The following is a 15,611-nucleotide window of genomic DNA, read 5'->3' on the forward strand; positions in this document are numbered from 1 at the left end:
CTTTATAATGGGCAAAATTATAGGTATTGACTTAGGAACAACAAACAGTTGTGTAGCTGTTATGGAAGGTGGCCAGCCAACGGTCATCGCAAATACAGAAGGTGCAAGAACAACACCATCTGTTGTAGCATTTTCAAAAACAGGAGAGCGTCTGGTAGGTGAACCTGCAAAACGTCAGGCAGTAACAAATGCTGAGAGAACAATCTCTTCTATTAAGAGAGAAATGGGCAGCGATTACAGAGTTACAATTGATGACAAGAAATATTCTCCACAAGAGATTTCTGCTATGATTCTTCAGAAATTGAAAGCAGACGCAGAAGGATATCTTGGAGAAAAGGTAACAGAAGCTGTTATCACAGTTCCTGCTTATTTTAACGATGCTCAGCGCCAGGCAACAAAAGATGCTGGTAAGATTGCAGGTCTTGATGTAAAACGTATCATCAACGAGCCTACAGCTGCAGCTCTGGCATATGGTCTTGATAATGAAAAAGAACAGAAGATCATGGTATATGACTTAGGTGGTGGTACATTTGATGTATCAATCATCGAAATTGGTGATGGTGTCATCGAAGTATTGTCTACAGCTGGTAATAACAGACTTGGTGGTGATGATTTCGACCAGAAGATCACAGATTATATGATTGCTGAATTCAAGAAACAGGAAGGTGTTGATTTATCTACAGATAAGATGGCACTTCAGAGATTAAAAGAAGCTGCTGAGAAGGCTAAAAAAGAATTGTCTTCTGCAACAACAACGAATATTAACCTTCCATTCATCACAGCAACAGCAGAAGGTCCAAAGCACTTTGATATGAATCTGACAAGAGCAAAATTTGATGAATTGACACATGATCTCGTACTGAAGACATCTGAGCCTGTACAGAGAGCACTTTCAGATGCAGGAATCACAGCATCTGAGTTGGGTCAGGTATTATTGGTTGGTGGTTCTACACGTATCCCGGCTGTACAGGAAGAAGTAAAACGTCTGACTGGCAAAGAGCCAAGCAAATCTCTGAACCCAGATGAATGTGTAGCACTTGGTGCTTCTGTTCAGGGTGGTAAACTTGCCGGAGATGCAGGAGCTGGAGATATCCTTCTTCTTGATGTAACTCCATTGTCACTGTCTATTGAGACTATGGGTGGTGTTGCTACAAGACTGATCGAGAGAAATACAACAATTCCTACCAAGAAGAGCCAGATCTTTTCTACTGCAGCAGACAATCAGACAGCCGTTGATATCAATGTTGTACAGGGTGAAAGACAGTTTGCAAGAGATAACAAGTCTCTCGGACAGTTCAGACTGGATGGAATCGCACCAGCTCCACGTGGAGTACCGCAGATTGAAGTTACATTCGATATTGATGCAAATGGTATCGTAAATGTATCTGCGAAAGATCTTGGAACAGGAAAAGAACAGCATATTACCATTACTGCTGGCTCTAATATGTCCGATGAAGATATTGAAAAAGCTGTAAAAGAAGCAGCAGCATTCGAAGCTCAGGATAAGAAACGTAAAGAAGGAATCGATGCTAAGAACGATGCAGATGCATTACTTTTCCAGACTGAGAAGGCACTTGGTGAAGTTGGGGATAAGATTGATGCAGCAGACAAAGCAGCAGTAGAAGCTGACTGCAAGGCATTAAAAGAAATCCTTGATAAAGTAAATATGGATGATATTTCAGATGCACAGGTCGCAGAGATGAAAGCTGCAAAAGATAAACTGATGGAAAGTGCACAGAAAGTATTTACAAAGATGTATGAGCAGGCTGGAGCTGCGGCAGGTGCAGGCCCGAATCCGGGCGCAGGTGCAGGTCCAAATCCAGGCCCGAACCCAGGAGCAGGTCCGGCACCGGACGGTTTCCAGGGAGACGATGTTGTAGATGGAGATTATAAAGAAGTCTAATACACTTGGCGAGGTTCTTGTAAGCTTGGTGTGAAGGCTGTTCCGCGGAACTCAGTAATACCAGACAGAGCTGAGCTTCGCGGAACTTCCTTATGTCTTGAAATAAATCTTAAGATTAGAGAAGAAAGGGATAGACGATGGCAGAATCAAAGAGAGATTACTATGAAGTGCTTGGCGTCAGCAGAGATGCGGACGAAGCGACTTTAAAAAAAGCATACAGACAGGTTGCCAAGAAATATCATCCTGATATGAATCCCGGTGATGCAGAGGCTGAAAAGAAGTTTAAAGAAGCTTCGGAAGCTTATGCAATTCTGAGTGATCCGGAAAAGCGTCGTCAGTATGACCAGTTCGGCCATGCGGCTTTTGAAGGCGGTGCCGGCGGAGCTGGTGGTTTTGGTGGATTTGATTTTAATGGAGCAGATTTCAGCGATATTTTCGGTGATATATTTGGCGATTTATTCGGGGGCGGCGGACGCAGAGGCCGTGCCAGCCAGGGCCCAATGAAGGGTATGAATATCCGTAAGAGCGTAAGGATTACGTTTGAAGAGGCAGTGTTCGGATGTGAGAAAGAATTAGAAGTTGTATTGAAAGATCCATGTCCAAAATGTGGCGGTACCGGTGCAAAAGCGGGCACTTCGCCAGAGACTTGTCCAAAATGTGGCGGAAAGGGTCAGGTTGTATATACGCAGCAATCCTTCTTTGGAACTGTTCAGAATGTGCAGACTTGTCCGGATTGTGGTGGAACAGGAAAAATCATTCGTGAAAAATGTCCGGATTGTGGTGGAACAGGATATATTTCCAGCAAGAAAAAGATATCTGTTACTATTCCGGCAGGTATTGATAATGGTCAGAGTGTTCGCATTCGTGATAAGGGTGAGCCTGGAACAAATGGCGGACCAAGAGGAGATCTGTTGGTAGAAGTGGTTGTATCCAGACATCCAATCTTCCAACGCCAGGATATGCATATCTTTTCAACTGTTCCAATTTCATTTGCACAGGCAGCGCTTGGAGCAGATATCCGAATTAAGACAGTGGATGGAGAAGTCATCTATAACGTGAAGCCAGGAACTAAAACGGATACCAAAGTACGCCTGAGAGGAAAGGGTGTTCCATCCGTACGGAATTCACAGGTTCGTGGAGATCATTATGTAACGCTGGTCATCCAGACACCAGAACACTTAAGTGCTGAAGCCAAAGAAGCACTCCGCAAGTTCGATGAGCTGTCAGGAAATTCACTTCATGTAGCAGAGGATCATTCGGAACATAAAGGAACCAAAAAGAAAAAAGGATTTATGGATAAAGTTAAGGAAGCCTTTGATGAATAAGTCATCAAGGGCTTCCTTTTTCTATATTTGCCGTCTGTGGCGTCCAATTACCAGTGCGGCAACGAGGAAGGCTGCCGCAAAGAGAAGCTGGATACCATAACCGGTCAGAAGTGAATGGAACTGACTTTGACTCAGATGCCCATTGGAAGCGAGGAGACTATTGTTGATTTCATACCAGTATGCTGGAAGGAAATGTGCCACTGTTTTAATCCCTTTGCTTAAGATGTCCATACTTACGAAGACACCGCAGAGAAAGGACATACCCAATGTCAATACATTGACAACGGCGTTTACGGTCTCTTCCCGGTGTACCAGTGTTCCTACAAGAAACGCCATTGTCAATGAGACAAGAGTCATGATCAGGCTGTTGATCAGGTAGTAGGGCAGGTGTGCGTCCTGAAGAAATGCATCACGATATACCAGAACCGGAAGAAATGCACAGATAGCCCACACAGCGAGGCCGATCACCATAAACCCAAGAACCAGCTGAAGATTCTGACTGTTGCTGGAGACAGCAGAACAGAGCATTCGTCTTCGGATATCGGGTTTATTGAAAGCAATCATGATAAAGCTTAATGCATAGCAGAGGATGCTCATCAATATATATGGCATATACTGGAACATAAATGCATGACCAGGCATCTGTCCACCAAGTCCGTTCTTATCTATCATAGAGACGTCTGATTCGATAGAAGCATTGTCCTGGACTTCGCTGATTGCCTCTGTTAATGAAAATCCACTGGATGTCAGAATGCGCACATCATTTAAAAATGTATTGATCTGTTGGTCTACATAATATCCGCTGTTACTTCCGGGAACCTTTGTGACAGAAAGTTTTTCGTCACCGTTTAGACAGAGTTCTTCAAAATCATCCGGTATGGTAACCACATAATAGATTTCGCGGTAAAAAAGTCTTTCCTGCAGGATACTTTTATCATCTGGTAATTCCTTAATATTATGATAATGAGACAGGTACTCGGTAAGTCCTTGGGCAAGTGCTTTGCCGTCATGGTCAATGACAGCTATGTCCAGTCTTTCTGCTTCAAAAGTAGTCTGAGTGTCTCCACCGGTTATTTTCTGAATGGTCAGGCAGATGGTCAGAAAGATGGCAAGATACATGATGAGTGTGCCGATATTTTGTTTTGCAACGGTTAGAAATCCTTTAAATACTGTCATAACGTTCCCTCCTGACACTGAAAAATGCAACCGCCAAAAGCAGAATACTCATAACGGCAAGTATGAGAATACAGCGAGTAAAACGCTGCATATCGTTGTAGATTCCCATGCAATAGAAGGCATCACTCAATACAGCGGCCGGATTGATGCGGTTTATGATTGGACAGTGAAGTTCGATGATATTCTTCATATTTCCAAACATCAGACCTGCCAGGAATCCCGGGAATAAAGTAATGGCGACTGTGAGCCCGTATTTCAGGTCTATGGATAGCCGGCTGACACATCCCAGTGTAATTCCAATACATACACCAATGATACTTCCCATCAGGTTCACCAAAAGAAGTGCTGGCAGATTATCCCCCAGGCTGATTCCCAGAACCTTTATGATATAGAGATTCAGAATCAGCATATTGATAAAGTGGATGGCAACCAGTACAAACATATCAATGCATATTAATGTCAGGCGATGGGTGGGTGTGATACTCCGGCGCATACCGAGCGGACTTAAGTTTGCCTGGGAGTCAAAGCTTGACCGGATTCCCAGAAATGCGCCTGACAGGCATGCATAGGCGATTAAAGCAAAGAAATACTGGACAGATGGGTTCATAGATTTACCGCCTAATGAGGTCTCCTTTGTCATCTCTTTGTAGTCACTCATTACTTCTAGTGCGTGTTCTAGATGTTCTGGATGTGAGGAGGTGATTTTCTGAAGCATGGCAGCGCTCTGGTTATAATTATCCAGAAGTGCAGTCAGGATACTTTCATTGAGTCCGCTCTTGCTGACCGTCAGTGCAGGTGTTTCGCGTACGTAGAAGATCCCTGTGATATCCCCTTCATTCAATGCATGGAGAGCAGCTGATTCTGATGAAATGTCCTGGATATTCAGTGTTTCCGGATCCAGTTGCTCTAAAAAAGAAAGGAACACAGAAGCATTCTCGGATGAGGAATCTTCTTCAATCACTGCGACTTTCACAGGTTCCCACTCGGCTTCTCCTGTAGATGCAAGACCGGAAGATGCAAAAGCAAAATAGAAAAAGGTTCCAAGAATAATCGGGAAAGCCAGTGCCCAGAACATAGAACTTATATCTCTTAGATTCTGTTTGAATCGATATTTGATCAAATGCAGCATAAAGTACCTCCTAATCTCTGAGTTCTTTGCCGGTGATTTCCAGGAAGACGTCATTCAGCGTCGGTAGTTCGGAAAAAACACGCCCAAAAGAAATGTCTCGTTCTTGCAGGTAATTTAATATACGTACAAGATTGTGCTTGGCGCCGCTTAAACGGATTTTCAGTACCTGGTTATCATAAATCACATCAAATACATGTGGAAGTGTACGGATATCCGTCAGAAGTTCTTCGTCCAATGCAATCGCTTCTATGGTAATCGTCTCTCCTGTCTTAATCATTTTCTTTAATTCTTCGGTTGTTCCGGTTGCCAGAACCCGTCCGTGGTCGATAATTGCTATCCGTGAGCAGATTTGTTCCACTTCTTCCATGTAATGAGAAGTATAAATGATGGTGGAGCCCTGACGATTCAGAGAGAGGATTCCTTCCAGAATCTTGTTACGGCTCTGTGGATCTACGGCGACAGTTGGCTCATCCATGATGATAAGCCGAGGTTTGTGGACGATTCCGCAGGCGATATTCAGCCTTCTTAAAAGACCGCCGGATAGTTTTTTGGGGCGCATTTTCTGGAAATCTTCCAGTCCTGCGAATTCGATGGCTTCTTCTACCAGTTCTTTCCTTTTGGATTTATCTTTGACATAAAGCCCGCAAAAATAATCGATATTTTCACGGACAGTCATCTGGTCAAAGACTGCTACATTTTGCATGACGACACCGATATTTTTCTTGATGTCATAGCTGTTCGGCTGCATCTCTTTTCCGAAAATCGTGATAGTTCCCTTGTCGTATTTCAGTAGGGCAAGCATGCAGTTGATTGCGGTTGTCTTACCGGAGCCATTCGGTCCTAACAGTCCGAAGATCTCGCCCTCTTCAATGTCCAGATTTAAGTGATCTAATGCTACCAGATTCCCGTAACGTTTTACAAGATTTTCAATATGAATCATGGCAATGCCTCCATTTCTCAATGTTTTTCGGATACTTGTAGTATAAGAAAAACTTGTTTATAATGATAGTGTCAAGTGTCAGAAATGACATGTGACAAATGTCATATTATGAATGGAGAAAAGGATGAGACGAATTGTTGATCAGACCTTGTTAATCATATATTGCTTTGTGATACTTCTTCTGGTTCCGGTCAATACGGCATATATCAGCGCGTTTCTTATATCAGTTATCTTCGCCTGTGCCAATGAGTATCTATTTTCAAAGAAATGGAACGGAGTTTTGACGATATTGTATATAGCTGCTTCCTTTTTCTGGCCAGAGTTTCTGTTTTTTACTCCAGTCATCTTGTATGGTGTGTTGAGGGTATCTAATTTTTTTCTTGGCATAATATTGGTCATCTTGGCATTGTATACATATTTCCCTGGTCAGATCAAGATTCTGTGTGTGCTGGGGATTGGCTATGGAATGGCGGGGATTTTGCAGGAATATGCAAAAAATTATGAAGCATTGGAAGAAAAGCTAAAGATGACGCAGGATAACAGTGCAGAGCTGAATATTCTCCTGAAAGAGAAGAATCAGAATCTCCTGAAGCGACAGGATTATGAGATCTATACGGCTACATTGCGGGAACGCAATCGGATTGCAAGAGAGATTCACGATCATGTTGGTCATATGTTGTCTCGGGCAATTTTGATGGTAGGGGCAATGAAAGCAATTTCAAAAGAAGAGAATATGAAAGAACCGTTAGACCATCTGGAAGACACGTTAAATGTTGCTATGACAAATGTACGTGAAAGTGTCCATGATCTTCATGATGACGCAGTGAATCTAAAAGAAGTATTAGATAATCTGATTAAAGAATATACATTTTGTCCAGTGCAATTGATCTATGATATGGGATATTATGTACCAAGAGAAGTAAAATACAGCTTTATTGCGATTGTGAAGGAAGCATTGAACAATGTAATGAAACACAGCGATGCTACAAAAGTTCAGATCGTAGTACGGGAACACCCTGGGTTATATCAGTTGATTGTGGAAGATAACGGAACTGATTGTTTGAAAAAGGAAGTTGTGGAAAGATCGGAGATTCACAGGGGAATCGGACTTCGTAATATGGAAGAACGAACGAAAGCATTACAGGGAACGATGCAGATATCGGTGAAGCAGGGATTTCGCATATATATTACCATTCCCAAGAAGGAGGAGACGGCGTGAAGATCATAATTGTAGATGATGATGTGTTGGTGGCAGGAGCATTGAAAACTATCTTAGAGATGGATAGCGAGATACAGGTGTGCAGCACTGGACAGGATGGAAAGGATGCAATAGTGTTATATCGGACATTCCGGCCAGATGTACTTTTGATGGATATCCGTATGCAGAATGTAAGCGGACTGGAGGCATCCAGACAGATATTAGAAGAAGATCCTCAGGCAAGGATTCTTCTGCTCACTACATTTTCTGATGATGAATATATTGTGAAAGCCTTGACTTATGGAGTGAAGGGGTATCTTTTGAAGCAGGATTATCAGAATATTCTGCCGGCTATCAAAGCGGTGTATGCCGGGCAGACTGTATTTGGAACAGAGATTGTCTCCAGAATTCCAGAGCTTCTGCAAGAGAAAAAGACCTATGACTGGAAAGCGCATGATATCAGTGAAAAAGAACTTCAGGTCATTGCATTGGTGGCAGAAGGACTGAGCAATCGGGAAATCGCAGGGGAACTGTTCTTAAGTGAAGGAACTGTGCGAAATTATATCAGTAGCATTCTGGATAAAATGGGATTAAGAGACCGGACACAGCTTGCGGTCTATTATCTGAATACGCAAAGATAAAAGAAAGGAACAAGATATGGAAAAAGAAAAATATCTCTCCGGTGAATTAACAGCGATACTTCCTGTCAATGGACAGATCTTGAATATGGAACCACTGGAGCAGGTCAATGGATATCAGATATGTCCGGGATTTTATATGTTTGACGGCGCAACACCGATTCCTGAGGGTGTGAATTTTACGATACATTCCCAGGGAGCGACGGCCTGTGAGTTATTGTTATATCACCGGAAAGCAGAGGAACCCTATGCTGTCATACCATTTCCAGAGAATTATCGGATCGGCAATGTATATTCCATGATCGTCTTTGGATTAAATGTGGAAGAATTCGAGTATGCGTATCGTCTGGATGGTCCTTACGATCCGAAGAAAGGATTGCTCTTTGACAAGGAACATGTTCTTCTGGACCCTTATGCCAAAGCTGTTACCGGGCAGAGTACCTGGGGAAAGCGGGTCAGTCCGGCCGGATACCGCGCCAGAGTAGTGCGTAATAATTTCTACTGGGGAGCTGAGGTATGCCCCAAGATACCAATGGAAGAACTGGTTATCTATGAGCTGCATGTGCGTGGTTTTACGAAGATGGCAAAGGATGTGAATGCCCCGGGAACCTTTGCCGGAATTCAGGAGAAGATTCCTTATCTGAAGGATCTGGGCGTTAATGCCATTGAACTGATGCCGATTTTTGAATTTGATGAATTGAGTGAATGTCGCACAGTGGACGGCAAAGAACTGTTAAATTACTGGGGATATAATACGGTCAGTTTTTTTGCGCCCAATACCAGTTATGCTTCTGCTGTGGAATACAACCGGGAAGGTACAGAGTTAAAACAATTAGTAAAGACCTTGCATGAGAATGGGATAGAGGTCATTCTGGATGTAGTGTTCAATCATACGGCAGAAGGAGATAAGGATGGGCAGTTTATTTCGTTTAAAGGCTTTGACAATAATATCTATTATCTTCTGACTCCAGAGGGGGAATATTATAATTTCAGCGGTTGTGGAAATACCATGAACTGTAATCATCCCATTGTGCAGAATCTGATCATTGACTGCCTTCGTTATTGGGTGACAGATTATCGGATTGACGGGTTCCGGTTTGACCTGGCTTCTATTCTTGGAAGAAATGAGGATGGTTCTCCGATGGAAGTACCGCCGCTTTTAAGAGCTCTTGCACAGGATCCATTGTTAGGAGATACGAAACTGATCGCAGAAGCCTGGGATGCAGGTGGATTGTATCAGGTAGGGAATTTTCCTGCATTTAACCGCTGGTCAGAATGGAATGGAAGATATCGGGACGATATGCGGGAATTCTTAAAAGGCGGTCTGTGGAGTGCCCAAGGAGCAGCGGAACGATTGATTGGTTCCCCGGATCTTTATGATCCGGCTGTTCGCGGAAAGAACGCTTCTGTTAACTTTATGACCTGTCATGATGGATTCACTTTGTATGATCTCTATTCTTATAATGTGAAGCATAATGAAGCCAATGGCTGGAATAATACGGATGGAAGTAACGATAATCGCAGCTGGAACTGTGGTGTGGAAGGTCCGACTGATGATTCAGAAGTCTTGCAACTTCGAAAGCGCATGATCTGGAATGCGTGTGCTACATTGATGGTCAGCAGAGGCGTTCCCATGTTTCTTGCTGGGGATGAATTTGGAAACACACAGTTTGGCAATAACAATGCTTATTGTCAGGACAATGAAGTTTCTTGGCTGGATTGGGAATTGAAAGAAAAGAATCAGGATATCTGGAAGTTCTTTCAATACATGATTCATTTTCGTAAGAACCACCCAAGTATACTGGGAATATGTAAACCTGCCAGATGCGGCTTGTCGGAAGTCAGTCTTCACGGAGAACATCCATGGGAAGATCACTATAATGACCAGACGAAAGTGATTGCTGCAATGTATGCTGGATATGATTCGGAAAAAGGGCAGGATGATATCGTATATGTTATCATCAACGCATTTTGGGAACCGGTGGAGGTTACGCTTCCAACACTGCCGGCAGGAATGGAGTGGAAGATGGCAGTAGATACCGGGAATGAGAAGAAGGGATTTTATGAAGAGCCGGTTGTGATTGGACAATCAGAGATAGTGATGAGAGAAAGATCTGTGATGACCCTGTTTGCATCAGAAGTGTAGAGCGGGTAAAATGTGAGGTAATAATAGAACAGATTTTTCAGTTATGATAGGAGATGGAAACGTGACAGACCGAATTCAATTATTAAGAGATGATCGTGAGAAAAATGTTAGTAAAGAAGAAATCCCAGTCAGAGATAGAGCATATCGACAGGCAATGACGGATCACCCGGGGGAGTCTGTCAAGGTACAGTATGCGTATGGATTTGCACAGACGTTGAAAGATAAGTCTATTTTAATTCAGAAAGAGGATGTACTGGCTGGTTTTTTGTACCAGTATACATATAATGTGAATTTTCCAATGAAAGTCAGTGAGAAGTTTGACCCAGCGGGTCGGGCTTCTTTTCATATGGATACTCGAAGAGAAGTTAAAGAATATAAGGAATTATTTGATGTAGATTCAGGTTCGCCGGAAGAAAAAGAATTTATGGAATTTGCAGATGGTTCTGAAGCTTGGCTGTTCAAACACTGGCATTCCGGACACATACTTGCAGGATATCCGATACTTCTGAAGAAAGGTTTTGCAGGTCTGTTGAATGAAGTCGAATCAGAAGAAAAAAAAGATGTGCCAAAGGAAGAAACGGATACGCTAATGGCTTTTCGGATTGTGCTGGAGGCATGCATAGATTATATTGGACGTTATGAAGAGCTTGCCGGAGAAATGGCAGAAACTGCGGTTACAAAAGAAGAGGCTGTGAGGCTGTCAGAGATGAAGAGTAATCTGGCAAGAATCAAGCAAAAACCTCCTGAAACATTTGCACAGGCAATACAGCTTGTGTGGCTTGCGCATGAGATGATGTATTGTGAAAATGTACCTTCCGCAATCTCTTTTGGACGGCTGGATTATTATTTATATCCATATTATCGAAGGGACATAGAAAGTGGAAGATTGAGCAATGAACAGGCAGAAGAATATATAGAAGCTTTTTTTATAAAGTGCAGTTCTCAGAGAAAAGCATATCAGAATCTGACCATCGGTGGATGTGATTCGGAAGGGAAATGTTCAGTAAATCCCTTGACATATCTTTGCCTGAAGGCGTCCAAAGAACTAAAGTTTGATCAGCCTTCATTGACATACCGATGGACGGATGATATGCCGGAAGAAGCCTGGGAAGCTGTACTTTCACTGATTCGGGAAGGCATGGGGTTTCCTGCGTTGATGTATGACGGGTGTTACAGAAAAGCTATGGAAGATCGAGGGGTTTTATCGGAAGAATCTTATAATTACAGTATCCTTGGCTGTGTGGAACCTGCAATGCAGGGAGAAGAATACGCATTAACAGAGATGATGCGCCTGAATCTTCCGAAAGTGATGAATCTGATGCTTCATGAAGGAAAAGATGTAATGACAGGGAAGGTTTTTACGCTAAAAAACCGAAAAAAACTGGATGAGATAGAAAGTTATGAAGATTTTTGGAGGTGGTATCAGGAAGAAATTAAGCATTTTGTAGATATGGGAATTCGTAGTATCCGACGGTGTGAAGAATTATATGAAAAAAAGTATCCCCTCCCTTATTTGTCTGTTTTGACAGAGGATTGTATCCACAGAAGAAAAGATGTATCAGAAGGTGGTGCCAGATATAACAGCGTCGGTGTGAATTTTTGTGGAATCGCTACAGCTGTGGATTCACTTATGGCCATAAAAAGACTGGTGTATGAAGAAAAGAGACTTACATTAAAAGAATTTGCCAAGATTCTGGAAAATGATTATGAAGGAGCAGAAGAAATCAGACAGAGAGCATTAAATCATTGCCCGAAATATGGAAATGATCTGAAAGAACCAGATATGGCAGCTGCGGATATAATTGTAGGTATAAAGAATCATATTGCAGAGTATACAACTTATCATGGTGGGAGGTATTGTCTCGGCTTATACTCTGTAGAAGATCATGCCATTATGGGAATGAATACCGGAGCGACAGCAGATGGACGTAAGAGCGGCGTATCACTTTCTAATTCTATGGGAGCTGTCCAGGGAATGGACAAGGAGGGCCCTACTGCACTGATGAAGTCTGTAACTTATACTGATATGAGAGATTCATCCAATGGAATGGTGCTGGATATCAAATTTATTCCTTCATTTCTGGAACAGCAGACGGGAAGAGATGCTGTCAGAAAGCTGATCAGTACCTATTTTCATCATGGAGGAATGGAAGTACAGATCAGTGTGGTTTCCAGGAAAACTCTTCTGGATGCACAAATGGATCCAGACAAATATAAAAATTTAGTTGTAAGGGTATCGGGATTTAGTGCATATTTTGTTACGCTTCGTAAAGAAACACAGGATGAAATAATACAACGTACGGAATGTGGATAATCAGATATTTATAGATAATGCCTATTAATATATACATATAATCAATTTTACTTGCATAATTGATAGTGCTAAAATATATCACATATAGGAGCTGTCTTGCGACGGTGTACATCGGCCACATGATTTTGCTGATGGCACCGTTTTTTGCTACTGGAATTTTAATTAAAACAGATGAATGGGGAAAGAATATGGACAACAAAAAAAGACCATTTCTAGAGACAAAAGAGATATATAAGAGTTTCGGACATGTTCAGGCCCTTCGAGGTGTTTCTATGAATGCTTATGAAGGGGAGGTTCTGGCTATTGTCGGTGATAATGGCGCTGGAAAGTCCACGTTGATCAAAATATTATCTGGTGTTTTGCATCCGGACAGTGGATTGGTTCGAATAGACGGTAAAGAGTATCAAGCTCTTACACCCAGAAAAGCAATCGAGGCGGGAGTATCGACGGTCTATCAAGACCTGGCACTTGGAAATACTATGGATGTGGCATCTAATCTGTTCTTGGGAAGTGAATTGACAAAATATGGGTTTCTCAAAAAGAAGAAAATGAATGAAGAAGCCAAGAAGTTATTAAATAGTCTGGATATACAGATTCCAGATGTAACAGTTCCGGTTGGGAACCTAAGTGGCGGACAGAGACAAGGAGTAGCGGTTGCAAGGCTGGTACATAACGGGGGTAAATTGTTGATATTTGATGAACCTACGGCTGCGATGGGATTAAATGAATCCAATGCTGTTCTAAAGTTAATCAAAAAGCTTGCAGGAGAAGGATTTACCGTAATTATTATCAGTCATAATCTGCCTCAGGTATTCTATATATCGGACAGAATCTGCGTGATGCGTCAAGGAAAGGTAATTAAAGAATTGAAGACGCAGGATACGACAATGGATGAGGTTGTTTCTATGATTACAGGGGCAATTACAACAGATTAGTGAGGGATAGACGTGAAGAAAAAAAGATTACAGGATTGTTCATATACTCTCATTTTGCTGGGAGTTTTGTTATTAGTGGTAGGAGTACTTGCATTAGCTTCCCCGTATTTTTTCACCTGGAAGAACTGTAGAAATATTTTGAATCAGTCAGCGATATATCTTGTACTTTCTGTTGGCATGACCTTAGTTATTTCTGCTGGACAGATCGATCTGTCTGTAGGTGCAATCATAGGGTTTGCCGGGATGAGTATGGGGATGTTGATTAAAGCTGGAATGTCAGCACCGCTGGCTATTTTTTTCGGACTTTTGATTTCTTTTTTGATCGGGATGCTCAATGGAATGTTGATTGCATATGGAAAGATTAATTCTTTTATTGTAACACTTAGTACGATGACGATTATGCGAGGAATCATATTGATTCTGACAAACTCTAATTCGATTTTTGGTTTTGGAAAAGTATTTACTTTTATCGGCAGCGGGAAGATTGGTCCAGTTAATATGCCGATTGTAATTTCTTTGATTATTGCTGCTTTTGGGGCAATGCTCCTTCATAAAACACGTTTTGGAAATTATTGTCTGTTCATTGGTTCAAACGAGATCGCACTAAATCGTTCAGGTGTTAATGTAAAAAGGTATAAAGTAATGATTTTTTCTTTGTGTGGTCTTTGTGCTGGAATTGCAGGGTTGATCGTGACTTCAAGATTGAATTCTGCCGAGCCTCTGGCAGGACAAGGATATGAAATGGATGCTATTGCAGCAACAATTCTAGGCGGAACAAGTATGCAAGGTGGTAAGGGCAGCGTGACCGGAACAATTATAGCATGCTTTATTCTGAATATTATGAAGAATGGTCTTACACTTCTGTCAATTTCCTCACATTATCAGGAGATCCTGACAGGATTGATATTGTTGATTTCAGTTTTGATATCAGAAAGTCGTCAAAGAAAGAAAAGTGAGGTATAAAAAGTATGAAATTATTATCATTGGGTGCGATTGCAATGGATATTGTCATCAATAGCCATGAACTTCCGAAAGATGACGGATTTGCATTGATTCAGCATGAAGAAATGCTCCCGGGAGGAAGTGCTTCTAATGTGTCTGTATCTGCTGCACATCTTGGAATGGAAGTTTATCAGACAGGAAAAATAGGGGATGATAATGTCGGAGAGAAATTTATTCGTACTCTTGTAGCTGATGGTGTGGATAAGCGGTATATTGTTACAAAGGAAAATGGAACTACGCTTCATACTTACATTCTGACGGCGCCGGGAGGAAAGCATTGTATTTTTGCAAATAAAGGTGACAGTGTATGGACACTTGTGCCAGAAGAATTGCCGGAGAATATTATGGATGATATGGATGTGTTTTATAATGATATGTTTTCTCCGAAGGCGGCAATCTGGCTTGCGAAAAAGGCAAAAGAGCAGGGAAAACCAGTACTCTATAATATGCAGTGTGTGCCTTCATTTATGGAAATGTGCGGTACGTCACAGAGAGATATTGATGAGATGATGGGGATTTGTAATGTTTTTGTCAGTGGAAGAGATGGTTATTTTGAACTGACGGGAGAAAAGGATTATCGTAAAGCGATGAAGATTGTGCAGGAAAAGTACCATGTACAGGAGGGAGTCATCTGTACGGCTGGTGGAGAAGGTGCTGTATGGTATGATGGAAATGAGTATGAAGCGTCTGCATATAAGATAGATCCGGTGGATACAACAGGAGCCGGGGATTGCTTTTTGGGAGGTCTTCTCTATGCTTATTTTTCAGAGAAAATGGACAAGAAATCAGCACTTGAATTTTCCAATGCATCCGCAGCAGTGAAATGTCTGCAGGCAGGGCCCAGAAGCCGAGCGGATGTAAAAACTATTTTAGAATTTAAAGATTCTCAATGTAAGAATCTTTAA

The 15,611-nt window shown here is 42.0% G+C and carries 12 protein-coding genes; 9 read left to right on the top strand and 3 right to left on the bottom strand.

All coding sequences use genetic code 11. The features are described from left to right. The first annotated feature begins 7 nt into the window (after window positions 1-7). Together dnaK and dnaJ are read left to right on the top strand one after the other, a co-directional pair. Window positions 8-1,903 carry a molecular chaperone DnaK gene (gene dnaK / locus ABE613_RS07320; RefSeq protein ID WP_347376044.1) on the top strand — a complete coding sequence of 632 codons (1,896 nt, stop codon included), beginning with the start codon at window positions 8-10 and terminating at the stop codon, window positions 1,901-1,903. A gap of 137 nt (window positions 1,904-2,040) precedes the next feature. After that, entirely contained in the window at window positions 2,041-3,228 is a 1,188-nt protein-coding gene (gene dnaJ / locus ABE613_RS07325) for a molecular chaperone DnaJ (protein WP_235232081.1), read from the top strand. A gap of 21 nt (window positions 3,229-3,249) precedes the next feature. Here dnaJ and ABE613_RS07330 read toward each other — a convergent pair whose 3' ends face one another. The 3 genes from ABE613_RS07330 to ABE613_RS07340 are packed head-to-tail and all read right to left on the bottom strand — an operon-like array spanning window position 3,250 to window position 6,473. Next, window positions 3,250-4,404 carry an ABC transporter permease gene (locus ABE613_RS07330; protein ID WP_347376045.1) on the bottom strand — a complete coding sequence of 385 codons (1,155 nt, stop codon included), beginning with the start codon at window positions 4,402-4,404 and terminating at the stop codon, window positions 3,250-3,252. Then, complete coding sequence (locus tag ABE613_RS07335) at window positions 4,391-5,533, bottom strand: ABC transporter permease (protein WP_347376046.1); 1,143 nt, start codon at window positions 5,531-5,533, stop codon at window positions 4,391-4,393. The genes ABE613_RS07330 and ABE613_RS07335 overlap by 14 nt, the downstream gene beginning before the upstream one ends. A gap of 10 nt (window positions 5,534-5,543) precedes the next feature. Further along, window positions 5,544-6,473, bottom strand: coding sequence for an ABC transporter ATP-binding protein (locus ABE613_RS07340; RefSeq protein ID WP_235232084.1), 930 nt, complete (start codon window positions 6,471-6,473; stop codon window positions 5,544-5,546). Window positions 6,474-6,597: 124 nt separating this feature from the next. On the opposite strand from ABE613_RS07340, the gene ABE613_RS07345 reads away from it, so the two are divergent. From ABE613_RS07345 to ABE613_RS07375, 7 genes are all read left to right on the top strand, one after another. After that, the gene (locus ABE613_RS07345; protein WP_347376047.1) at window positions 6,598-7,692 is read left to right on the top strand and encodes a sensor histidine kinase; all 1,095 of its coding nucleotides are present in this window, start codon (window positions 6,598-6,600) and stop codon (window positions 7,690-7,692) included. Beyond that, window positions 7,689-8,312 carry a response regulator gene (locus ABE613_RS07350; RefSeq protein ID WP_347376048.1) on the top strand — a complete coding sequence of 208 codons (624 nt, stop codon included), beginning with the start codon at window positions 7,689-7,691 and terminating at the stop codon, window positions 8,310-8,312. The genes ABE613_RS07345 and ABE613_RS07350 overlap by 4 nt, the downstream gene beginning before the upstream one ends. Before the next feature lie 16 nt (window positions 8,313-8,328). After that, a complete protein-coding gene (gene glgX, locus ABE613_RS07355; RefSeq protein ID WP_347376049.1) occupies window positions 8,329-10,455 on the top strand; it encodes a glycogen debranching protein GlgX in 2,127 nt (708 codons plus the stop codon). A 61-nt stretch (window positions 10,456-10,516) separates the two neighbouring features. Continuing rightward, on the top strand, window positions 10,517-12,769 hold the full coding sequence (locus ABE613_RS07360; RefSeq protein WP_235232088.1) for a pyruvate formate lyase family protein: 2,253 nt from the start codon (window positions 10,517-10,519) through the stop codon (window positions 12,767-12,769). Between the two features lie 104 nt (window positions 12,770-12,873). Beyond that, window positions 12,874-13,704 carry an ATP-binding cassette domain-containing protein gene (locus ABE613_RS07365; RefSeq protein WP_347376050.1) on the top strand — a complete coding sequence of 277 codons (831 nt, stop codon included), beginning with the start codon at window positions 12,874-12,876 and terminating at the stop codon, window positions 13,702-13,704. A 12-nt stretch (window positions 13,705-13,716) separates the two neighbouring features. Further along, entirely contained in the window at window positions 13,717-14,667 is a 951-nt protein-coding gene (locus tag ABE613_RS07370; protein WP_347376051.1) for an ABC transporter permease, read from the top strand. A gap of 5 nt (window positions 14,668-14,672) precedes the next feature. Further along, window positions 14,673-15,611: a carbohydrate kinase family protein gene (locus ABE613_RS07375; RefSeq protein ID WP_235232091.1), complete on the top strand. Its 939-nt coding sequence runs from the start codon at window positions 14,673-14,675 to the stop codon at window positions 15,609-15,611.

It is taken from the genome of Dorea chungnamensis (genome assembly GCF_039832125.1).
Classification (GTDB): domain Bacteria; phylum Bacillota; class Clostridia; order Lachnospirales; family Lachnospiraceae; genus JAFBIX01.